Origin of the sequence: Litorihabitans aurantiacus (genome assembly GCF_030161595.1) — a bacterium.
GTDB lineage: Bacteria > Actinomycetota > Actinomycetes > Actinomycetales > Beutenbergiaceae > Litorihabitans > Litorihabitans aurantiacus.
The window spans coordinates 3,069,348-3,089,742 of record NZ_BSUM01000001.1 but is presented as its reverse complement, the minus strand read 5'-3'; the positions used below and the strand labels follow the sequence as shown (position 1 = coordinate 3,089,742).

The 20,395-nt window shown below is 74.1% G+C and carries 20 protein-coding genes and 2 pseudogenes; 14 read left to right on the top strand and 8 right to left on the bottom strand.

Annotation, left to right across the window (positions count from 1 at the left end; translation table 11 throughout):
• Positions 1-14 precede the first annotated feature (14 nt).
• Both QQK22_RS14730 and QQK22_RS14725 read left to right on the top strand, forming a co-directional pair.
• Positions 15-923 carry an ABC transporter permease gene (locus QQK22_RS14730; protein WP_284251714.1) on the top strand — a complete coding sequence of 303 codons (909 nt, stop codon included), beginning with the start codon at positions 15-17 and terminating at the stop codon, positions 921-923.
• Entirely contained in the window at positions 920-1,777 is an 858-nt protein-coding gene (locus tag QQK22_RS14725) for an ABC transporter ATP-binding protein (protein WP_284251713.1), read from the top strand. Before QQK22_RS14730 ends, QQK22_RS14725 begins: the two co-directional genes overlap by 4 nt.
• A 39-nt stretch (positions 1,778-1,816) precedes the next feature.
• Here QQK22_RS14725 and QQK22_RS14720 read toward each other — a convergent pair whose 3' ends face one another.
• A complete protein-coding gene (locus tag QQK22_RS14720; RefSeq protein WP_284251712.1) occupies positions 1,817-2,620 on the bottom strand; it encodes an HAD-IIA family hydrolase in 804 nt (267 codons plus the stop codon).
• A gap of 66 nt (positions 2,621-2,686) precedes the next feature.
• Here QQK22_RS14720 and QQK22_RS14715 point away from each other — a divergent pair, with 66 nt between their 5' ends.
• On the top strand, positions 2,687-4,000 hold the full coding sequence (locus tag QQK22_RS14715; RefSeq protein WP_284251711.1) for a M18 family aminopeptidase: 1,314 nt from the start codon (positions 2,687-2,689) through the stop codon (positions 3,998-4,000).
• A gap of 28 nt (positions 4,001-4,028) precedes the next feature.
• On the opposite strand, the gene QQK22_RS14710 is transcribed toward QQK22_RS14715, so the two are convergent.
• Positions 4,029-4,823 (bottom strand): SDR family oxidoreductase, encoded by a 795-nt coding sequence (locus QQK22_RS14710; protein ID WP_284251710.1) that lies wholly within the window; start codon positions 4,821-4,823, stop codon positions 4,029-4,031.
• Positions 4,824-4,908: 85 nt separating this feature from the next.
• Here QQK22_RS14710 and QQK22_RS14705 point away from each other — a divergent pair, with 85 nt between their 5' ends.
• Complete coding sequence (locus QQK22_RS14705; protein ID WP_284251709.1) at positions 4,909-5,766, top strand: helix-turn-helix transcriptional regulator; 858 nt, start codon at positions 4,909-4,911, stop codon at positions 5,764-5,766.
• 87 nt (positions 5,767-5,853) lie between these two features.
• A complete protein-coding gene (locus QQK22_RS14700; RefSeq protein WP_284251708.1) occupies positions 5,854-6,456 on the top strand; it encodes a dihydrofolate reductase family protein in 603 nt (200 codons plus the stop codon).
• Between the two features lie 9 nt (positions 6,457-6,465).
• Here QQK22_RS14700 and QQK22_RS14695 read toward each other — a convergent pair whose 3' ends face one another.
• Both QQK22_RS14695 and QQK22_RS14690 read right to left on the bottom strand, forming a co-directional pair.
• On the bottom strand, positions 6,466-6,645 hold the full coding sequence (locus QQK22_RS14695; RefSeq protein WP_284251707.1) for a hypothetical protein: 180 nt from the start codon (positions 6,643-6,645) through the stop codon (positions 6,466-6,468).
• A 194-nt stretch (positions 6,646-6,839) separates the two neighbouring features.
• A complete protein-coding gene (locus QQK22_RS14690; protein ID WP_284251706.1) occupies positions 6,840-8,066 on the bottom strand; it encodes an FAD-dependent monooxygenase in 1,227 nt (408 codons plus the stop codon).
• Positions 8,067-8,220: 154 nt separating this feature from the next.
• On the opposite strand from QQK22_RS14690, the gene QQK22_RS14685 reads away from it, so the two are divergent.
• The 4 genes from QQK22_RS14685 to QQK22_RS14675 all read left to right on the top strand — a co-directional run bounded on the left by QQK22_RS14685 (position 8,221) and on the right by QQK22_RS14675 (position 11,675).
• Positions 8,221-9,483: an Nramp family divalent metal transporter gene (locus QQK22_RS14685; protein ID WP_284251705.1), complete on the top strand. Its 1,263-nt coding sequence runs from the start codon at positions 8,221-8,223 to the stop codon at positions 9,481-9,483.
• A gap of 331 nt (positions 9,484-9,814) precedes the next feature.
• On the top strand, positions 9,815-10,414 hold the full coding sequence (locus QQK22_RS18945; RefSeq protein WP_348525604.1) for an SDR family oxidoreductase: 600 nt from the start codon (positions 9,815-9,817) through the stop codon (positions 10,412-10,414).
• The gene (locus QQK22_RS18940; protein ID WP_348525603.1) at positions 10,411-10,749 is read left to right on the top strand and encodes a Rossmann-fold NAD(P)-binding domain-containing protein; all 339 of its coding nucleotides are present in this window, start codon (positions 10,411-10,413) and stop codon (positions 10,747-10,749) included. The genes QQK22_RS18945 and QQK22_RS18940 overlap by 4 nt, the downstream gene beginning before the upstream one ends.
• A 59-nt stretch (positions 10,750-10,808) precedes the next feature.
• Entirely contained in the window at positions 10,809-11,675 is an 867-nt protein-coding gene (locus QQK22_RS14675) for a helix-turn-helix transcriptional regulator (RefSeq protein WP_284251704.1), read from the top strand.
• On the opposite strand, the gene QQK22_RS14670 is transcribed toward QQK22_RS14675, so the two are convergent.
• From QQK22_RS14670 to QQK22_RS14655, 4 genes are all read right to left on the bottom strand, one after another.
• Positions 11,663-12,559: a GNAT family N-acetyltransferase gene (locus QQK22_RS14670; protein WP_284251703.1), complete on the bottom strand. Its 897-nt coding sequence runs from the start codon at positions 12,557-12,559 to the stop codon at positions 11,663-11,665. The two genes, QQK22_RS14675 and QQK22_RS14670, sit on opposite strands and share 13 nt — an antisense overlap.
• Before the next feature lie 74 nt (positions 12,560-12,633).
• Positions 12,634-13,272: a PepSY domain-containing protein gene (locus QQK22_RS14665; protein ID WP_284251702.1), complete on the bottom strand. Its 639-nt coding sequence runs from the start codon at positions 13,270-13,272 to the stop codon at positions 12,634-12,636.
• 61 nt (positions 13,273-13,333) lie between these two features.
• Positions 13,334-13,810 carry a thioredoxin domain-containing protein gene (locus QQK22_RS14660; protein ID WP_284251701.1) on the bottom strand — a complete coding sequence of 159 codons (477 nt, stop codon included), beginning with the start codon at positions 13,808-13,810 and terminating at the stop codon, positions 13,334-13,336.
• Positions 13,798-15,417, bottom strand: a complete 1,620-nt coding sequence (locus tag QQK22_RS14655) for an alpha/beta fold hydrolase (protein WP_284251700.1) — start codon at positions 15,415-15,417, stop codon at positions 13,798-13,800. The genes QQK22_RS14660 and QQK22_RS14655 overlap by 13 nt, the downstream gene beginning before the upstream one ends.
• Before the next feature lie 104 nt (positions 15,418-15,521).
• Here QQK22_RS14655 and QQK22_RS14650 point away from each other — a divergent pair, with 104 nt between their 5' ends.
• The 5 genes and pseudogenes from QQK22_RS14650 (at position 15,522) to kdpB (ending at position 20,384) form a co-directional block, all read left to right on the top strand.
• A complete protein-coding gene (locus QQK22_RS14650; RefSeq protein ID WP_284251699.1) occupies positions 15,522-16,226 on the top strand; it encodes a MerR family transcriptional regulator in 705 nt (234 codons plus the stop codon).
• Positions 16,227-16,327: 101 nt separating this feature from the next.
• The gene (locus QQK22_RS14645) at positions 16,328-16,456 is read left to right on the top strand and encodes a hypothetical protein (RefSeq protein ID WP_284251698.1); all 129 of its coding nucleotides are present in this window, start codon (positions 16,328-16,330) and stop codon (positions 16,454-16,456) included.
• Positions 16,453-16,542 (top strand): potassium-transporting ATPase subunit F, encoded by a 90-nt coding sequence (locus tag QQK22_RS14640; protein ID WP_284251697.1) that lies wholly within the window; start codon positions 16,453-16,455, stop codon positions 16,540-16,542. Before QQK22_RS14645 ends, QQK22_RS14640 begins: the two co-directional genes overlap by 4 nt.
• A pseudogene (gene kdpA, locus QQK22_RS14635) lies at positions 16,542-18,214 on the top strand (potassium-transporting ATPase subunit KdpA). The gene QQK22_RS14640 and the pseudogene kdpA overlap by 1 nt, the downstream one beginning before the upstream one ends.
• A pseudogene (gene kdpB / locus QQK22_RS14630) lies at positions 18,214-20,384 on the top strand (potassium-transporting ATPase subunit KdpB). The pseudogenes kdpA and kdpB overlap by 1 nt, the downstream one beginning before the upstream one ends.
• Positions 20,385-20,395: the final 11 nt, after the last annotated feature.

Here is a 20,395-nt window from a genome sequence, read left to right as displayed (position 1 = left end):
AGGGGGCGGACACCGTGACCGCGACCCCCGTCACGCACGAGCCGGCCGACGCCGTCGCCCCCGGCACCCCCGCGGGCGGAGCGCCCACGGCCTCGACGCCACCGGCGACGCCGACGGTGCCGCGCCGCGCCACACCCGGGTGGCTCCTCGCGCTGCCCGTCCCCGCGGTGATCCTCCTGGGCTGGCACTTCGGCGCCGTGCACGGCTGGACGCTGCCGTTCGGCATCCGGATGGGTTACCTGCCCGAGCCGCTGGACGTGGGCCGCCGCCTGGTGGACTTCGCCGTGGGCGGCATCTACGACGACTCGTTCAGCCGCACGCTGTGGCAGCACCTGCTCGCCTCGTTCCTGCGGGTGATGCAGGGGTTCCTGCTCGCCCTCGTGGTCGCCGTCCCGCTCGGTGTCGCGATGGGGCGCTCGCGCACGGTCTTCCGCATGCTCGAGCCCACGGTCAACCTCGTGCGGCCGATCCCGGTGACGGCGTGGGCGCCCCTCGCGCTCCTGCTCATCGGGTTCGGCGACCGCTCGACCATCTTCCTGGTGTTCCTCGCCGCGGCTTTCCCGATCCTCCTCAACACGATCACCGGCGTGCGCCAGGTGCCGGGTCGCCTGCTGGAGGCGGCGGCCATGCTGGGGACCCCGCCGCGCCAGGCGCTGCTCAAGGTGGTGCTCCCCGCCGCGGCGCCGAGCATCGTGGCCGGAATGCGCATCGCGCTCGGACTCGCGTGGGTGATCCTCGTGGTCGGCGAGACCGTCGGGATCAACACCGGCCTCGGTGCCCTGATCACCCAGGCCCGCGAGCAGTCCCGGACCGACGTGATCGTCGTCGGCATGGTGGTGATCGGCCTCGCGGGGTTCGCCACGGACCGCCTCCTGATGCTCCTGCTCAAGCTCGGCCTCGGCCGGCGCCCCATCCTGACGTGAGGACCGACGTGACCACCGACGCGACGACCCCGCCCACTCCGACCCCGCTCACCCCGACCGTGCCCGCCCGGGCGACCCCCGCCGTCGTGCTCAACGGGCTCGGCAAGCAGTTTCCCGGGACCTCCATCCCCGCCGTCGAGGACGTGTCCCTGGTCATCGCGCCCGGGGAGACGATCTGCATCGTGGGCGCCTCCGGGTGCGGGAAGTCGACCGTGCTGCGCATGCTGGCCGGGTTCGAGCAGCCCAGCTGGGGCCACGCTCGGGTGGCCGGCGTCGACGTCCGCCGACCGGGGCCCGACCGCGGTGTGGTCTTCCAGGACTACGGGCTGTTCCCGTGGCTCTCGGTGGCGGAGAACGTCGCCTACGGTCCGCGGCAGGCGCGACTGCCCCGCGCCGAGGTGCGCGAGCGCACCGCCCGGGTGCTGGCGAGCGTGGGGCTCGAGCGCGTCTCGGACTCGTTCCCGCACCAGCTCTCGGGCGGGATGCAGCAGCGCGTGGCGATCGCCCGCGTGCTCGCGAACGAGCCCGCGGTGATGCTGATGGACGAGCCCTTCGGCGCCCTCGACGCGCTCACGCGCACCGAGATGCAGCACGAGCTCCAGCGCATCCAGCGCGAGGCCGGGATCACGGTGCTCTTCGTGACCCACAGCATCGAGGAGGCGGTCTACCTCGGGGACCGTGTGCTCGTCATGGCGGGTGGGACGGCGCACGGGACGCCCGGTCACGTGCGCGAGGTCGTCGACATCGACCTCGGTCCCGTGCGCGACACGTCCTCGGCCGCGTTCAACGCCCTGGAACGCCGGATCGACGCGCTGGTGCACCGAGGGAACGCGCGGGAGGACCGGGCGGCCTGAGGCCGACGGCCGGCGTCGGCGGGTGGGCGACCGCCGCCGTCAGCCGGCCGGGTGCTCGGCCCCGTGCGGGTGCCGCACCAGCTCGTGCACGCCGGCGATGACCTCGTCGGGCCGGAACGGGTAGCGGTCGATCTCCGCCTGGTCGCTGATCCCGGTGAGCACGAGGATCGTGTGCAGCCCCGCCTCGATGCCGGCCACGATGTCGGTGTCCATCCGGTCGCCGATCATGGCGGTGTTCTCCGAGTGGGCGCCGATCCGGTTCATGGCCGAGCGGAACATCATCGGGTTCGGCTTGCCGACCACGTACGGCTCGCGCCCGGTCGCCTTCGTGATGAGGGCCGCGATCGCGCCGGTCGCCGGCATCGGACCCTCGGCCGACGGGCCGGTCGCGTCGGGGTTCGTGACGATGAACCGGGCGCCCGCGCCGATCAGCCGGATCGCCTTCGTGATGGCCTCGAACGAGTAGTTGCGGGTCTCCCCGACCACCACGTAGTCCGGATCGGTCTCGGTCATGATGAAACCGGCCTCGTGCAGCGCCGTCGTGATGCCCGCCTCGCCGATCACGAAGGCCGAGCCGCCGGGCATCTGCGAGGCGCAGAAGTCCGCCGTCGCCAGCGCCGAGGTCCAGATCGCCTCCTCCGGCACGTGCAGACCGGACGCGCGCAGCCGCGCGCTGAGGTCGCGCGGCGTGAAGATGGAGTTGTTCGTCAGCACCAGGAACGGCCGGTCCTCGGCGGCCCACTGCTCGAGCAGCTCGGCCGCGCCCGGAAGGGCGTGGTTCTCGTGGACGAGCACACCGTCCATGTCGGTCAGCCAGCACTGGATGTCGTCGCGCCCGGTCACGGGATCCTCCTTCGCTCGGTGGTGCCACTCTGCCCCGCCCGACGGGCTCCTGCCTACGATCCTGGGGTGACCTCCACCGACTCCAGCACCGTCCGCGCCCACGCCGAGGACCTGATCGACCTCGTCGCCGCCTCGCCCTCCGCGCTCCACGCCGCCGCCGAGGTCGCGCGCCGGCTCGAGGCCGCCGGGTTCACGCGGCTGAGCGAGAGCGAGCCGTGGGGGATGGTCCCCGGCGGCCGGTACGTCCTCGTGCGCGACGGCGCGGTGCTGGCCTGGGTGGTCCCCGCGTCGGCGGGTGCCACGACCGGCTTCCACGTGCTCGGCGCCCACAGCGACTCGCCCGGCTTCCGCCTCAAGCCGCAGCCGAGCACGGGATCTCGCGGCTGGCTCCAGGCGGGGGTGGAGGTCTACGGCGGGCCGCTGCTGAACTCCTGGCTCGACCGCGAGCTCGTGCTCGCCGGCCGCCTCGTCACCGCCGACGGCGCCTCCCACCTCGTCGCGACGCCGCCGCTCCTGCGCCTGCCGCAGCTCGCGATCCACCTCGACCGCGCGGCGAACGACGGCCTCGCGCTCGACAAGCAGACCCAGACCCAGCCCGTGTGGGGCGTGGGCGACGCGTCGGGCGCGGACCTGCTCGCCGAGGTCGCCGCCGTCGCCGACGTGCCGCGCGCCGACGTGCGCGGCTACGACCTCGTGCTCGCCGACTCCGCGCGCGGTGCGGTGTTCGGCGCGGGGGAGGCGTTCCTCGCCGTCGGGCGCCTGGACGACCTCGCCTCCGTGCACGCGGGCCTGCGCGCGTTCGAGCGGCTCGTGGCGTCCTCGGCCGTGGATGCGCTGACGCACGTGCCGGTGCTGGCGGTCTTCGACCACGAGGAGGTCGGGTCCGCCTCGCGCACCGGGGCGGCCGGCCCGCTGCTGGGCGACGTGCTCGGCCGGATCGGCGCGGCGCTGGGGGCCGACGTGGGGGCCGGCGGCGAGGACCACCACCGGGCGCTCGCGGACTCGTGGCTCGTCTCGAGCGACGTCGGCCACTCGGTCCACCCGAACTACGCCGGCCGGCACGACCCGGTGGTCCAGCCGGTGCTCGGCTCCGGCCCGATCCTGAAGATCAACGCCAACCAGCGCTACACGACCGACGGCGCGGGCGAGGCCGCCTGGCGCGGCTGGTCGGAGGCCGCCGGGGTCGCCGTGCAGGAGTTCGTGTCGAACAACGCCGTGCCCTGCGGCTCCACCATCGGCCCGATCGCCTCGACCCGCCTCGGGATCCGCACGCTCGACGTCGGCATCCCGATCCTGTCGATGCACTCCGCGCGGGAGCTGGCCGGGACGAGCGACCTGCTCGACCTCAGCCTCGTGGCCGAGGCGTTCTGGCGGGCGTGAGCGGGGCCCGGTCGCCCCGGGCGGGTCGTCACCGCGCGAGCCCGCCGTTCGCGCGGAGCACCTGACCGTTCACCCACCGGCCGTCCGGCCCGGTCAGGAACGAGACGGCCGCCGCGATGTCCTCTGGTGTCCCGAGGCGCTCCAGCGGTGGCGCGGCGGCGAGCGCGGCGACCTGCTCGTCGGTCTTGCCGGTGAGGAACAGGTCGGTGGCGGTCGGTCCGGGGGCGACGGCGTTGACCGTCACGTCCCGCCCGCGCAGCTCGCGCGCCAGCACGAGGACCATCGCCTCGAGCGCCCCCTTGCTCGCCGCGTAGGCGCCGTAGGTCGGCAGCTGCGTGGTCACGACCGTGGTGGACAGGCCGACGAACGCGCCGCCGGCGCGCAGCCGCCGCGCCGCCTGCTGGGCCACCACGAACGTGCCGCGGATGTTGGTGCGGTGCAGGTCGTCGAGCACGGCGAGGTCGAGGTCGGCGATGGTCGCCAGCGCCATCCGGCCGGCGGAGTGGACGACGGCGTCGACCCCGCCCAGCTCACGCTCGGCCCGGTCGAACATCGACGCGACGGCCCGCTCGTCCGCGACGTCGGCCCGGATCGCGAGCGCGGTGCCGCCGCCCGCCTCGACGGCCGCGACGGTCTCGCGCGCCGCCGCCTCGTCACCCGCGTAGTTGACGACGACGGCGAACCCGTCGGCCGCGAGCCGCTGCGAGACGGCGCGGCCGATCCCGCGCGAGCCGCCCGTGACGACGGCGACGCGCGGCCGGTCCGCCGGCACGGAGGACGCGGGGCCGGAGGTGGTGGGGGTGGGGCCGGGTGCGGTGGTCATGCCTCCACGCTGCCCCGCCCGCCGGGTGCGAACCAGGGGACGTCGTCCCCTGGGTCCGCGGCCCACCGCCCGCCACACTGGGGGCATGAGTCTGGACCACCGCGAGCTGGGTGCCTTCCTGCGGTCGCGGCGCGAACGGATCCGGCCCGACGACGTCGGCCTCGTCCCCGGACCGCGGCGCCGCGTTCCGGGCCTGCGCCGCGACGAGGTGGCGCAGCTCGCCGGCGCCTCGGTCGACTACTACAACGAGCTCGAGCGGGGTGCGGGGTCGCAGCCGTCCGAGCAGATGCTGGCGGCGCTCGCCCGGGCGCTGCGGCTGACGCGCGACGAGCGCGACCACCTCTTCCGCCTCGCCGACCGCCCCGTCCCCGCCGCGGGCGGGACGGCCGCGCACGTCGACCCGGGCATGCTCGACCTCCTGAGCCGCCTGCCCGACACCCCGGCGCAGGTCATCACGGACCTCCACGTCTGCCTGGTGCAGAACGCCCGCGCGGTCGCGCTGCTGGGGGACCAGACGCGGTTCACGGGCCTCGCCGCGAGCTTCGTGCACCGGTGGTTCACCGATCCCTCGGCCCGCGCGCTCTACCCCGAGGCGGACCACGAGGCGCACACGCGCAGCTTCGTCGCCGACCTCCGCGCCGCGGTCGCCGCCCGGGACGCGCGTGACGGCGAGGCGGCCGCCCTCGTCGCGGACCTGCGGGAGCGCTCGCCCGAGTTCGCAGCGGTGTGGGCGCGACACGACGTCGCCGTCCGCCGCGCGGAGCGCAAGCGGATCGTGCACCCGGCGCTCGGCGTCGTGGAGGTGAACTGCCTCAATCTCGTCAGCGCGGACGGTCGGCAGCGGCTGCTGTGGTTCACACCTGCGCTGGGCACGGACAGCGCCGACGCGCTCGCGATGCTCGGCGTGATCGGGACCCAGGACCTGAGCTCCCGCCCGGTCTGACCCGCCGTCCGGCCGATGACTTCCGGTGCGCGGGGCGGTCCACCGGTGACCAGCAACGACCGGCCGACACGATCACGGGAGCGCACCATGGGACACCTGCACCTCGAGCTGTTCGCCACCCTCGACCTCGTCGGCCAGGCGCCGGGCGGGCCGGAGGAGGACCCGGAGGGTTTCGCGTTCGGGGGCTGGCAGGCGCCGCTGATCAGCGACGTCGAGGGCGAGCAGGTCGCCGCCGCGTACGCCGAGACGGATGCGTTGCTCCTGGGCCGGCGCACCTACGACATCTTCGCCGCGTACTGGCCGCAGCAGACCGGCTGGATCGCCGACCTGTTCAACCGCATCCCGAAGTACGTCGCCTCGCGGTCCCGGCTCGACCTCGACTGGGACGGTGCGCACCAGCTCGGGCCGGGCCTCCCCGCGGCCGTGCGCGAGGTGCGGGAGCGGCACGCGAACACGCGGGTCGTCGGCAGCCTCGACCTGGTGCAGACGCTGCTGAACGAGCGGCTCGCCGACCGGCTCGACCTGTGGCTGCACCCTCTCGTGCTCGGCGAGGGCAAGAAGATCTTCGACGGCGGGGCGGTGCCGGCCAACCTGCGCCTGCTCGCCCCGGCGGCGACGGGGCCGACCGGCACGGTCCACCTGCGCTACTCGATCACGGACGAGGTTCCGGCCACGGGGACCATGGCGTGAGCGGCGGTGTCACTCGGCGCTGAGCGGGCTCGAAGGAGGTGCGCCGTCGTCGCGCACATCTCGCCCGACGCGTTCCAGATGTGCAGCGCGGGCGCCATCCGCTCGGTCTGGGACGTCGACGACGGGAGCACGACCGAACGAACGGGTGATGCCCGAGAGCGCGGCGCGATCGACGTCGCTGCGGACCATGCGCTGCAGCGTACGCCGCGACGCCGGCTGAGCACGCGCGCTGCGCCGAGTTCGGGGTTGCGCGCCGAGTTCGGCTCCCGCGTGCCCGAACTCGGTGCGCAAGCCCGAACTCGGCGGTGGTGGGCGGTGCTTGGCGGTGGTGGGGCGACGGCGGTGGTGGGGGGCTTGGCGGTGGGGGGTGCGCGCGGCGCGACTCAGCCACCCGCGGGCCGCAGCTCCGGCAGCTCCCGGTCGCTCTCCGCGGCCGAGCCCATCGCCCGCCCGGCCAGCGCCCGCACCGGTGCGCTGGCCGCCACGCGGACCCCGGCGCGCAGCACGCCGACGCCGAGGGCCGAGTGCGGGTAGGCCAGCCTCGGCACGCCCGGTGGGAGCTTCTGCGTCTCCTCGACCACCGGCCGCAGCCACTCCTCGAACGCTCGCAGTCCGTCCGCGAGGTCACTGTGCGTGCTCACGCTCGCCGCCAGCACGTAGCCGCCGAGCAGGGCGAGCGACGCCCCGCCGCCGCCCGGCGGCGTGACGCACCAGGCGGCGTCGCCCACGAACGCCACGCGCCCCTGCGACCAGCGCGCGAGCCGGATCTGCTCGAGGTGGTCGAGGTAGACGTCGTCGGAGGCGCGCAGCCCCGCGAGCACGCGCTCGGTCTCCCAGCCCGCGCCGTCGAACACCTCCGTCAGCACGGCGTCGCGCTCGGCCGCGGGCACCCCGACGAGATCGTCGCGGTCGGTGAGCCACGCCAGCGTCGCGCGCGTCGTCCCGACGTTGTCCGGCCGCAGCGTGACCTGGCGCTGGTCGGTCGCGGTGTACCAGCGCCACCACCGGTCGTCGTCGGCGGTGCGCGGGATGGTCCCGTAGACCATCGTGAGTCCGAGCGGGTCGCGCTCGATCGCATCGGGTGGCAGCACCCGCGCGCGGGTCGCCGACCGCACACCCTCGGCCACCACCACGAGGTCGTACTCGCCCACCCGACCCGAGGCGAAGGTGACGCGCACGGGAGCGGTGGCGGCGCCGTCGTCGACCTCCGCGATCGTGTCGCCGAAGCGGAGCGCGACGGCGTCGCCCAGCCGGTCGCGGATCGCCCCGGCCAGATCGCCGCGCAGGATCTCGAGCTCCGCCGTCGGGCCGTCCTCGCCCTCCCGGGCCGGGAACTCCCCGACCGTGCCGCCCTCGGCGTCGACGAACCGCGTGCCCTCTTCCGTCGTCGTCAGGTCGCGGACGGCCTCGGTCAGGCCCATCCGGTCGACGACGGCGCGCGCCGCCCCGCGCACGTCCACGTTCTGCCCGCCCTCGCGGAAGGCCTCGGCGCGCTCGACGACGTCGACCCGCCACCCGATCCGCTCGAACCAGAACGCGGTGGCGAGACCGGCGATGCTCGCGCCGGAGATCAGCACCCGCCCGGTCGCCGTGGCCCGGTGCTCGGTCATGAGATCTCCCGTTCGGCGCCCCGCCACCGCGCGGAGGTCGCCTGCGACCGACCCTAGGACCGTCGGATCGTTCCTCCCAGAACGGGTCGACACGCCGTCTCAGAAGCAGGGTGAGGGCCGACCCGCTCCCCGTGCCGTCCACTAGCGTGCCGCCATGACTTCACAGGCGAAGGACATCGAGGGCGAGGTCACCTCCCCTCCCCGCTGGCGCATCATCGGACCCGGCCTCGTGGTCGCGGCCACGGGTATCGGGGCGGGCGACCTCATCGCGACCCTCGTGGCCGGCAGCCGCTACGGCTACGCGCTGCTGTGGGCCGCCGTCGCGGGCGTGATCATCAAGATCGCGCTGGTGGAGGGTGCCGGGCGGTTCACGCTGGCCACCGGGCTGACGATCTTCCAGGGCTGGCGGCGCCTGGGCATCTGGACCACGATCTACTTCGGCCCGTACATCGTCCTGTGGGGCTTCGTCTACGGCGCGGCCGCGATGTCCTCCACGGCGCTGCCGCTGAACGCACTCGTGCCCGGCGTCCCGATCTGGCTGTTCGCGGTGGTCTCTGGCCTGCTCGGCGCCGTCATCGTGTGGTTCGGCCGCTACAAGATGTTCGAGTACGTCATCGCGTTCTTCGTGGGGCTCATGTTCATCACGGTGGTCGGCGCGGCCATCGTCACGACGCCGAACCTCGGCGACATCATCGGCGGCCTCGTGCCGCGCATCCCCGACGGCGCGCTCGTCTACACGCTCGGCATCGCCGGCGGCGTCGGCGGCACGATCACCCTCGCGGCCTACGGCTACTGGCTGCGGGAGAAGAAGTGGACGACGCCGCGGTTCATGAAGGTCATGCGCATCGACAACGCGATGGCCTACGTGATGTCGGGGATCTTCGTGGTCGCGATGCTGATCGTCGGCGCGGAGCTGCTCTACTCCGCGCAGATCACGCTGGCCGACGGCGACGCCGGACTCGTCACCCTCGCCGAGGTCCTCGGGGACCGCTACGGCACCTTCATGACCTACTTCTTCCTCATCGGGTTCTTCGCGTCCTCGTTCTCCTCGATCCTCGGGGTCTGGAACGGCGTCTCGCTCATGTTCGCCGACTTCCTCGGCGAGGTCGTGGGCCTGCCCGACGACGACCCCCGCCGCCGCATCGGCGGCACCTACTACCGCGGCTACATCCTGTGGCTGACCCTGCCGCCGATGCTGCTCCTGCTGCTGGGCCGCCCGATCTCGCTGATCATCGCCTACGGCGTGCTCGGCGCCCTGTTCATGCCGTTCCTCGCGATCACGCTGCTGTTCCTGCTCAACTCCAAGGTCGTGCCGAAGGAGTGGCGCAACGGGTGGGTGCTCAACACCGTGCTCGGGGCGGTCGCGGTGATCTTCGTTGTCCTCGGGGTGAACGAGCTGATCCGTGCCGTGAGCTGAGCGGGTTTCGTGCCGCCCACCTCGCCGAGTTCGGGGGTTCGTGCCGCCCACCTCGCCGAGTTCGGGGTTTCGTGCCGCTCACCTCGCCGAGTTCGGGGCTCTGCGCTGAGGTCGCGCTTCGGAGCCCCGAACTCGGCGCGGAACCCCGAACTCGGCGGTGGGGTGTGGCGGGCGGGGGCGGGCAGCGGGTGGCGGGTGGCGGGTGGCGCGCGCCGTGAGCCAGGGACTCGCGATCCCTGGATGACCCGGCCCTGAACACGGGCCGGATCCGCGGACAGGATCGGTTCATCGGCCGCGGCACCCGCCCGGCCCCGGCGCCCTGGAGAGCACCATGCCTCGCACACCCGAGATCACCCTTCCCGACCTCACCGGTCGCCGCACCCTCGTGACGGGGGCGAGCGACGGCGTCGGCGTCGAGATCGCGCTCCGCCTCGCCCGCTCCGGGGCGAGCGTCGTGATGCCGGTGCGCAACCCCGCCAAGGGGCGCGCCGCCGCGGACCGCATCCGGCGTGAGGTGCCGGGCGCCGCCGTCGACGTCCGCGGCCTCGACCTGTCCTCGCTCGACTCGGTGCGCACGTTCGCGCACGAGCTGGTGGCGCAGGGCGAGCCAATCCACGCGCTCATCCACAACGCGGGCGTCATGACGCCGCCGGAGCGGGTGGCGAGCGCCGACGGGTTCGAGCTGCAGCTCGCGACCAACCACCTCGGCCCGGTCGCGCTCACGGCGCGGCTGTGGCCGCTGCTCGTGGCGGGGAAGGCGCGCGTGACCTCCCAGATCAGCGTCTCGGCGGACCGCAACGCGGTGCTGTGGGACGACATGAGCTCCGAGCGCGGCTACCACGCGCACCACGCCTACAGCTCCTCGAAGATCGCGCTGGGCCTGTTCGCGATGGATCTGGACCGCCGCAGCCGCGCGGCCGGGTGGGGGTGACCAGCAACCTCGCCCATCCCGGGATCACGCCCACCAACCTGCTCGCGGCGCAGCCGGGCCTGGGGCGCTCGCGCGACACGATGGGTGTGCGCCTGATCCGCGTGCTCTCGCGTATCGGGCTCGTGGGCACGCCGGCCTCGGCGGCGCTGCCCGCGGTGCTCGCCGCCGTCGGGCCGGACTCCCGCGGCTCGGCGCTGTACGGCCCGAGCGGTCCGGGCCACCTCGGCGGTGCGCCCGCCGAGCAGCCCGTCTACTCGCGCCTCACCGTCGAGGCGGACGCCGCGCGCATCTGGGCGCTGTCGCAGGAGCTGACCGGTGTCGACCTCCCCGCGTGACGGGTCCACCTCGAGCGGCCCCCTTGCCCGCGGCCCGCCCCGCGCGCCACAGTGGCCGCGTGGACCGCAGCCAGCTCGCCGACTTCCTCCGCCTGCGCCGCGAGGCGCTGCAGCCGGAGGACGTCGGGCTCGGCCGGGGACCGCGCCGTCGGGCGCCCGGGCTGCGGCGCGAGGAGGTCGCGGCGCTGTGCGACATGTCGGTGGACTACTACAGCCGGCTCGAGCAGCAGCGGGGTCCGCAGCCGTCCGAGCAGATGCTGGCGGCGATCGCGCGCGGGCTGCGGCTGAGCCAGGACGAGCGCGACCACCTGTTCCGGCTCGCCGGGCACGCCGCCCCGCAGCGGGCGCTCGCGGCCGCGCACGTCTCACCCGGCACGATGCGCATCCTCGACCGACTCGCGGACACCCCGGCTCAGGTGATGACGGAGCTGGGCGAGACGCTCGTGCAGACGCCCGCGGCCCGGGCGCTGTTCGGCGACGAGACGGCGTTCACGGGGCTCGACCGCAGCGTGGTGCACCGGTGGTTCACGGACCCCGGCGCCCGCGAGGTCTACCCCGAGGCGGATCGCGCGGCCCTGTCGCGCTCGTTCGTCGCTGACGCGCGCGCGGTGCTCGCCAAGCACGGCCCGCGCAGCCGCGCCGCCGCGATCGTCGAGGCGCTGCTGGAGCGGAGCACGGAGTTCGCCGAGATCTGGCGCGAGCACGAGGTGCACGTGACGCACGCGCAGCACAAGCGGCTGCAGCACCCGGAGGTCGGGGTGATGGACCTCGACTGCCAGATGATGCTCGACCCGGCGACCGGTCACGTGCTGCTCGTCCTGACCGCGGCGCCCGGGACCGAGAGCCACGAGAAGCTGGCGCTCGTGTCGATGCTCGGGCCGCGGCAGACGGCGGGGTCGGGCGGACGGTCGGGTCAGGTGGTCTGACGCCGCAGGTCGCGCACCGACGCCAGCTCGCGCATCCCGGCCGAGCGGTAGGTCGCGACGGCGCCCGCGTTGTCGCTCGGCGTCGCCACGCTGACGCCCGAGGCGCCCATCGCTCGCAGGTGCGACGCCGCCGCCACGGTCAGGGCGCGGCCGTACCCGTGACCGCGGTGGTCCCGGGAGACCGACAGCGGCTCGATCAGGCCTGGCCGCCCCGGCCCGGCCGACCACACGATCGTCGTCGCGACGGCGTCACCCGCTCGCGGGCCCGACACTGCGCGCGCCAGCAGGCAGCGCGCGCCGGCGAACGCCGGACCCGCGGCCATCGCGCCCCACCGCTCGCGCGTGAAGCGGCTGCGCTCGAAGCCCGAGGCGTGCGTCGCGACCGCGAGGTCGACGGCGTCGCGGTCACCACCGTCGACGACCTCGACCGCGATCGACGCCGGGACCTCGGGCGCGGTGGCGAGGTCGAGCACGAGCGGGGTCCACGGTTCGTCGTCCACCCACCCGTGAGCGACGAGCCATGCGTGCAGCGCCGCGCCCAGGCGGGCCTCGACGGCGGCCTCGCCGTCGGGCAGCACCCCGCGCCCGGGGTCGACGAGGTCGTGCGCGACGGCGTCGGCCAGCTCCTCGTCGTCGCTGCGGTCGGGGTCGAGCCCGAGGCGCAGGACGGTGTCGCCGTCGAGGAAGCCGACGGCGGCGAGCAGGCCCGCGCCGTCGTGCCACGTGCGCACGCGCGCCGCGAGGGCGTCGGCGCCGAGCTGCCACGCCCAGCCGAGGTCGCCGGGGTGGAGCTGGACGGGGAGACCGTCGCGCTGCCAGGTCGCGAGGGTCGCGACGACGGCGGGCAGCTGCGACGCGGTGGGTGTCGCCAGGGTCGTGGTCACGTGACGAGTCAACCGCGCGGACGCCGAGCGGTCACCCTGTTATCCGCGCCCCGTCCGCGCCACGAACGTCCGCGTCACTCGACGCGCAGCACCTCCCCGCTCGCGGGGTCGAGGTGGACCTCGACGTCGGTGCGGTCGGCCGTGTCGACCGTGACCTCGACGTGGCGCTGGTCGTCGTCGTCGCTCAGGTCGGCGTCGTCCAGCACCCCGCCGGTCTCGGCCACGGCCGTCTCGATCGCCTGGGCGAGGGTGATGCCGACGGCGTCGATCGCGGTCCGGTCGTCGTCGTCCAGGTCGTCCGGCTCGGTGCGGACCACGGTGCCGTCCGAGCCGACGCGCACCTCGACCGCCGTGTCCCCGGTGCGCACGGTCACCTCCCAGCCGCCGTCGTCGTCGGAGTCGTCGATCGCGAACGCGACGCCGCCCGTCTCGCTCTCGGCGACCGCGATGGCGGCCAGTCCCGACGCGGTCCGGTCGCCCGCTCCCGGGGCGGGGGTGGAGGCTCCGGTGGTCGGTGAGGCGTCGGACGGCGAGGGTGAGGCGTCGGACGGCGTGGAGGTGGACGGCGAGGTCGACGGGTCCGTGGCGGTCGACGAGCCGGTCACCGGGGCGCCGACGTCGGGCGCGGAGTCCCCCGAGCCGCCGCAGGCGCTCAGGGTCAGGGCGAGGGCGACGGCGGCCGCGGCGCCGAGGGCGGTGGTGGTCCTGGTCATGGCACCAGTGTCACGGTGCAGCCTGAGCACGGGGTGAGAGGAAGATGACAGAACTCTCATCTCAGGGCAGCTGCGCCCGGACCCACGACGGCGGCGGGTTCGTCCGCGCCCCGGCCGCGGTCAGGGCCGTGGGAGTCGTCTCGTCGCCGTCGTTCACCCGCCGCAGCTCGGTCATGGCGTCGTCGTCGGCCCAGGCGTCCACCCACACCGCCCGTCGGCCCGCGGGGCCGAGCGCCAGCCGGAGCCGCACCGAGACGGCGCAGCCCGGCTTCCACAGGACGATCGGGGCGCCCGTGGCTCGCGACCGCTCGAGCGCGTCGGCCCACGCCGGGCTGCGGGGGTACAGCAGCGGCGAGACGAGCCACGCCGCCGCGAGCAGCAGCACCAGCGCCGTCACCGCAGGTGCGGAGGGCCCCGTCGTCGCGATCACGACGGCGACCGCGAGCGCCCCGAGACCGACCACCGCGGCGCCCCGCCACCGCCTCCAGGCACGGCCGCGCGACGCCGTCGGCCGAGCGCCGCCGCTCACAGCGCGCACGTGCCGTCCTCGAGCGGCGCGGCCGGGTCGAGGAGGTAGGCGGTCACGACGTCGCTGACGCAGGGGCTGACCCCGGACATCGCCACCGTGTGCTGCGCGCCCTCGACCGTCAGCAGCGCGCTGCCGAGCGTCCGCGCGAGGGCGACCCCGCCGTCGTACGGCGTGGAGGGATCGCCGGTGATCGCGATCGTCAGCGTCGTCGGGAGACCTTCGACGCCCTCGGCGTGCGGGTAGCCGAGGTCGGGCTCGGCGGGCCACGCCTCGCACCCGTCGCGCGCCCCCTCCGGGCCGCGGCCCGGATCCATGAACGGGGCGACGGCGTGGATCTCGGCGCGCAGCTCCTCCTCCTGCTCGGGCGTGCGCCGCTCCTCGTCCATGCAGTTGATCGCGCTGTTGGCCTCGAGGTAGTTGCTCCACACCCCGTCGCTGCCGCGGCCGCCGAACGTCTCGCCCTGGGCGAGGAGCACGTCGCCACCGCCCTGCGCGACCTGCGCGAGGCCCTCGAGCACCACGGGCCAGGTCGCGGCGTCGTACAGCCCGGCGATGACGCCGTTGATCGCCGCGTCGTAGTCGAGCGCGCGACCGTCCGCGGTCGGGACGGGGGTGTCCAGCAGCGGACGGACGATCTCCTGGAAGCGCTGCACGGCAAGAGCCGGGTCGTCGCCGAGGACGCAGTCGCCCGCGCTCGCGCACGCCTGCGCCATCGCGTCGAACGCGGCCTGGAAGCCGGCGTACTGCGTGGTGCGCCGCTCGATCGTGCCCGCGCTGGGATCGGGGCCGCTGTCGAGCACGAGCGCGCGCACGCGCTCGGGGAACATCTCGGCGTAGACCGTGCCGAGGCGGGCGCCGTAGCTCTGCCCGAGCCACGAGATCTGCTCCTGCCCCAGCGCCGATCGCAGCAGGTCGAGGTCGCGCGCGGCGTCGCGCGTGCCGAGGTTGGCCAGCAGCGCCTCGCTGCCGGTGCCCTCGACGCAGCGCTCGGTGGCGGCCTCGACGTCGGCCGCCGTCCAGGTGCGGCTGGAGGCGGCCTGCGGCAGGACGTTGCCCCCGGCGTCGGCCTCGGCGTCGCTCGCGCAGTCCACGGCCGGCAGCGACGCCCCGACGCCGCGCGGGTCGAAGCCGACGATGTCGAACCGCTCGGGCACCGTGGTCTCGACCAGACCGGCGGCCGCGTTGATCGCCTGGATCAGGCCGGGTCCGCCGGGCCCGCCCGGGTTCACGACGAGCGGGCCGAGGCTCTCACCCGTCGCGGGCAGCCGCAGCACGGCGATCTGGGCGACCTCGCCGTCGGGGGAGTCGTAGTCGACCGGAACCTCGAGCCGGGCACACTCGGCTCGGTCGACCTGACCGAAGACCTCGCGGTCGAGCTCGGTGACGGCGTAGTCCTCGCAGGGGCCGAAGTCGAGGGTCTGGCCCTCGAACGCCGCGAGCCCGGCGTCGTCCGGCGACCCTGAGGAGGACGACGGCGCGGCGTCGCCGTCGCCGGAGGCGGTGGGGGAGCACGCGGCCAGCGTCAGCGCGAGGGCGGAGGCCGCGAGGAGTGCGGCCGTCCGGACCGCGGGGGTGCGCGGGGTGCGCGCGAGGCGGGAGGGGCGGGTGGGCGACATGCCTGTCCTTCGTCGAGCGGTCACGGCCGGGCCGTGCGGGCTGCACCCATGCAATGCTCGGCCGTAACGTCACAGTCAAGGACGTCGATGGACGGAGGCGGTCGGTGGGCTGGAGCACGCGCGAGGTGGCGGCGCTCGCGGGGACGAGCCGGCGGGCGGTGCGGCACTACCACGCGATCGGACTGCTGCCTGAGCCCGCGCGGGCCGCGAACGGGTACAAGAGCTACGGCGTCGCCGACCTCACCCGGCTGCTGCGCATCCGGCAGCTCGTCGACCTGGGCGCCCCGCTGTCGCAGATCCGGGCGATGGAGGACGGCGACGCGCGCTCGGAGGAGGCGCTGCGTGCGCTCGACGCCGAGGCCGAAGCCACGATCGACCGGCTGGCTCGGGTGCGGGCCGAGATCGCCGTGATGCTCGAGACGGCGACGGCGGAGGATCGGCCCGCGCCGGCGGGCACCGCCGCGGACGCCGGCTTCCTCACGGTGCTCGACCGCGTGGTCGACGCCGACACGGCCCGCCTGTGGCGCGAGGCAGTGGCGAGCGCGCCGTCCGACGAGGCCGCGGCGCGCTTCACCCACCTCGAGGCCGAGGCGGACGACGGCGTGCGTGCGGAGCTCGCCGTCGGGCTCGCCGCCTACGTGCGAGCGCTGCAGGCCGCGCACCCGCGGCTCGCGGACGCGCTCGCGGGCGCCCCGGGCGGGCGGGCGGCCGGGATCCGGACGCTCGACGTCGCGCTCGCGGACCTCTACAACCCCGCGCAGATGGACGTGCTCGCGCGGCTGGGGCGGGAGCTCGCCGCACCCGGGTGACCCGTCCCACACGGTCCGCGGGCCGCCGTCACGAACCCGTGAGGATCGCGCCCGGGGGCGCATGGGTTCCGTAAGGATCGCCGTCCGCGCGACGGCGGCGGGTGTCTGATCGGGGACGTCAACGTTCCGCCGTATCAGGAGTCGTCGTGCTCGACCTCGTCTTCCTCGCCCTCACCCTCGTGGTGATCGGCTCGCTCTCAGCCCTGGCGAAGGGGGTCGAGAAGCTGTGATCGCCTTCCAGGCGGCCGCGCTCGTGCTCGGGCTCGCGGCCCTGGTGTTCCTGCTCGTCGCACTCGTGAAGCCGGAGCGCTTCTGATGAGCCCCGCCCTCGCAGCCGTCCTCCAGGTCGCGGTCCTCGCGCTGGTCCTCGCCCTCGCGCACCGCCCCCTCGGTGACTACATGGCCCGGACCTTCGTGAGCACGAAGGACCTCGCCGTCGAACGCGTCAGCTACCGCGTGGTGGGCGTCGACCCCCGCAGCGAGCAGCCCTGGCGCACCTACCTGCGCGGGGTGCTCGCCATCTCGCTCGTCGGCATCGTCGTGGTCTACGTGCTCCAGCGGACGCAGTCCGTCCTGCCCTACGCGCTCGGCATGCCGCCGGTCGACCCCGACCTCGCGTTCAACACGGCCGTCTCGTTCGTGACGAACACCAACTGGCAGGCCTACTCCCCGGACGTCTCGCTCGGCTACGTCGTCCAGATGGTCGGCCTCGCCGTGCAGAACTTCATCTCCGCCGCGGTGGGGATCGCCGTCGCCGTCGCCCTCGTGCGCGGGTTCGCCCGCCGCCGCAGCGGCACGCTCGGGAACGTCTGGGTGGACGTCACCCGCACGATCGTCCGGATCCTGCTGCCGCTGTCCGTCGTGGCCGCGCTCGTGATGGTGCTCGGCGGCGTGATCCAGAACTTCGCCGGCTTCACGGACGTCTCCACGGTGGCCGGCGGCTCCCAGAGCATCCCCGGCGGGCCCGTCGCCAGCCAGGAGGCCATCAAGCTCCTCGGCACCAACGGCGGCGGCATCTTCAACGCCAACTCCTCCCACCCGTTCGAGAACCCCTCCTCCTGGGTGAGCCTGTTCCAGGTCGCGCTCTTCCTGCTGATCCCGTTCAGCCTGCCGCGCACCTTCGGCACGATGGTCGGCGACACGCGCCAGGGCCGCACGATCCTCGCCGTCATGGTCGGGATCTTCACCGTCGCGCTCGCCGCGGCCACGATCCTCGAGATGCGGGGCGCCGGTACGGCCCCGAGCTCGCGGGCGGCGCGATGGAGGGCAAGGAGCAGCGCTTCGGCGTCGCGGGATCGGCGCTCTACGCCGTCGCCACCACGATGACGTCCACCGGGTCGGTCAACTCGATGCACGACTCCTCCACGGCGCTCGGCGGCATGGTGCCGATGGTCGGCATGATGCTGGGCGAGATCGCTCCCGGCGGTGTCGGCGCCGGTCTGTACGGGATGCTCGTCCTCGCCGTCATCGCGGTCTTCATGGGCGGGCTCATGGTGGGCCGCACGCCCGAGTACCTGGGCAAGAAGCTCGGCCCGCGCGAGATCAAGCTCGCGAGCCTCTCCATCCTCGTCACGCCCACGCTCGTGCTGGTCGGCACGGCCCTCAGCTTCGCGATCCCCGGCGTCCGGGCCGACGTCGAGGACACCTCGATCCTGAACCCGGGGCTGCACGGCCTCAGCGAGGTGATGTACGCCTTCACCTCCGCCGCGAACAACAACGGGTCCGCGTTCGCCGGACTCACGTCCGACACCCCGTGGTTCAACACGGCGCTCGGGCTCGCGATGCTGCTGGGTCGGTTCCTCCCGATCCTGTTCGTGCTCGCGCTCGCCGGGTCGCTCTCGGCCCAGGACGGCGTCCCGGCCACGTCCGGCACGCTGCCGACGACGCGCCCGCTGTTCGCCGGCCTCCTCGGCACGGTCTGCGTCGTCGTCACGGCGCTGACCTACTTCCCCGTCCTCGCCCTCGGTCCTCTCGCAGAAGGTCTGTGATGTCTCTCCTGACGTCGTCCACCACACCCCCGACCTCGCCGGCGCCCGCCGGCTCGCCCACGTCCGGCTCCCGGCGCAGCGCGCTGACCGGGCGCGCCCTCCTGGAGGCGCTGCCGGTCGCCCTGCGCAAGCTCGATCCGCGCGTCATGTGGCGCAACCCGGTGATGCTCGTCGTCGAGGTCGGTGCCGTGCTGACCACGCTGCTCACGATCGCCGAGCCGTTCCTCGGGGGCCCCAGGACTCGGGCGGCACGGCCGTGCCCGGTGTCTTCACCGGCGTCATCGGCGCCTGGCTGTGGCTCACGGTGATCTTCTCCAACCTGGCCGAGGCCGTGGCGGAGGGTCGCGGGAAGGCGCAGGCCGACAGCCTGCGCGCCACGCGCACCAGCACGGCGGCGACGCTCGTGCGGTTCTACGACGCGGCGCACGACGCCGCGGCCGAACGTTCGGAGACCACGGAGGTCCCCTCCAGCGACCTCAAGGTCGGCGACGTCGTGGTGGTGGAGCTCGGCGAGCTCATCCCGGGCGACGGCGACGTCGTGCACGGCATCGCCTCGGTCGACGAGTCGGCCATCACGGGCGAGTCCGCACCGGTCGTGCGCGAGTCAGGCGGTGACCGCAGCGCGGTCACGGGCGGCACGCGCGTGCTGAGCGACCGGATCGTCGTGAGGATCACCAGCAAGCCGGGTGAGACCTTCGTCGACCGCATGATCGCGCTCGTCGAGGGTGCCTCGCGCCAGCGCACGCCCAACGAGATCGCGCTCAACATCCTGCTCGCGAGCCTGTCGGTCGTCTTCCTCGTGGTCACGCTCACGCTGAACCCGATCGCGTCCTACGTCGGGGCCCCCGTGAGCCTGACGGTCCTGGTCGCGCTCCTGGTCTGCCTCATCCCGACGACGATCGGTGCGCTTCTCTCGGCCATCGGCATCGCCGGCATGGACCGCCTCGTGCAGCGCAACGTGCTGGCCATGTCCGGCCGCGCGGTCGAAGCCGCGGGCGACGTCACCACGCTGCTGCTCGACAAGACGGGCACGATCACCTACGGCAACCGCCAGGCGAGGAACGTGGTGCCGATGCAGGGCGTCTCGCGCGAGGAGCTGCTCGCCGCGGCCGCGCACGCCTCGGCGGCCGACCCGACGCCCGAGGGGCAGTCGATCGTCGTCCTCGCCCGGGAGGAGGGCGTCGCGCAGGAGACCTCGTCCAACGGGGAGGTCGTCCCGTTCACGGCCCAGACCCGCATGAGCGGCCTGGATCTGCCCGACGGCACGCGCATCCGCAAGGGTGCCGGCTCCGCCGTCGCCGCCTGGGTCGCGGGGACCGGCACCGACGTGAGCGCCTCGGCGGCCGCCGAGCTCGACGGCGCCGTCACGGCGATCTCCGCGAGCGGCGGCACGCCGCTGGTGGTCGCGCGGCAGGAGAGCGACGGCGGGGCGCGCGTCCTCGGCGTCGTGCACCTGAAGGACGTGGTCAAGGAGGGCCTGACGGAGCGCTTCGAGCAGCTCCGCGCGATGGGCATCCGCACCGTCATGGTGACCGGTGACAACCCCCTCACCGCCGCCGCGATCGCGAAGGAGGCCGGCGTCGACGACTTCCTGGCGGAGGCGACCCCGGAGGACAAGCTCGCCTACATCCGCAAGGAGCAGCACGGCGGCAACCTCGTCGCCATGACCGGCGACGGCACGAACGACGCCCCCGCTCTGGCCCAGGCCGACGTCGGCGTCGCGATGAACACCGGCACCTCCGCCGCGAAGGAGGCCGGGAACATGATCGACCTGGACTCCGACCCGACGAAGCTGATCGACATCGTCTCGATCGGCAAGCAGCTGCTCATCACCCGCGGCTCGCTGACCACGTTCTCGATCGCGAACGACATCGCGAAGTACTTCGCGATCATCCCGGCCATGTTCATGGGGGTCTTCCCCGGCCTCGCGGCCCTGAACGTCATGCAGCTGAGCTCGCCCGCCTCCGCGGTGCTCTCCGCGATCGTGTTCAACGCGCTCGTCATCGTGGCGCTGATCCCGCTCGCGCTGCGCGGTGTGAAGTACCGCCCCGGCACGGCCTCGTCCCTGCTGAGCCGCAACCTGCTGGTCTTCGGGCTCGGCGGCGTGATCGTGCCGTTCATCGGCATCAAGGCGATCGACCTGCTGATCAGCCTCGTCCCCGGCTTCTGAGCCCGGGCCAC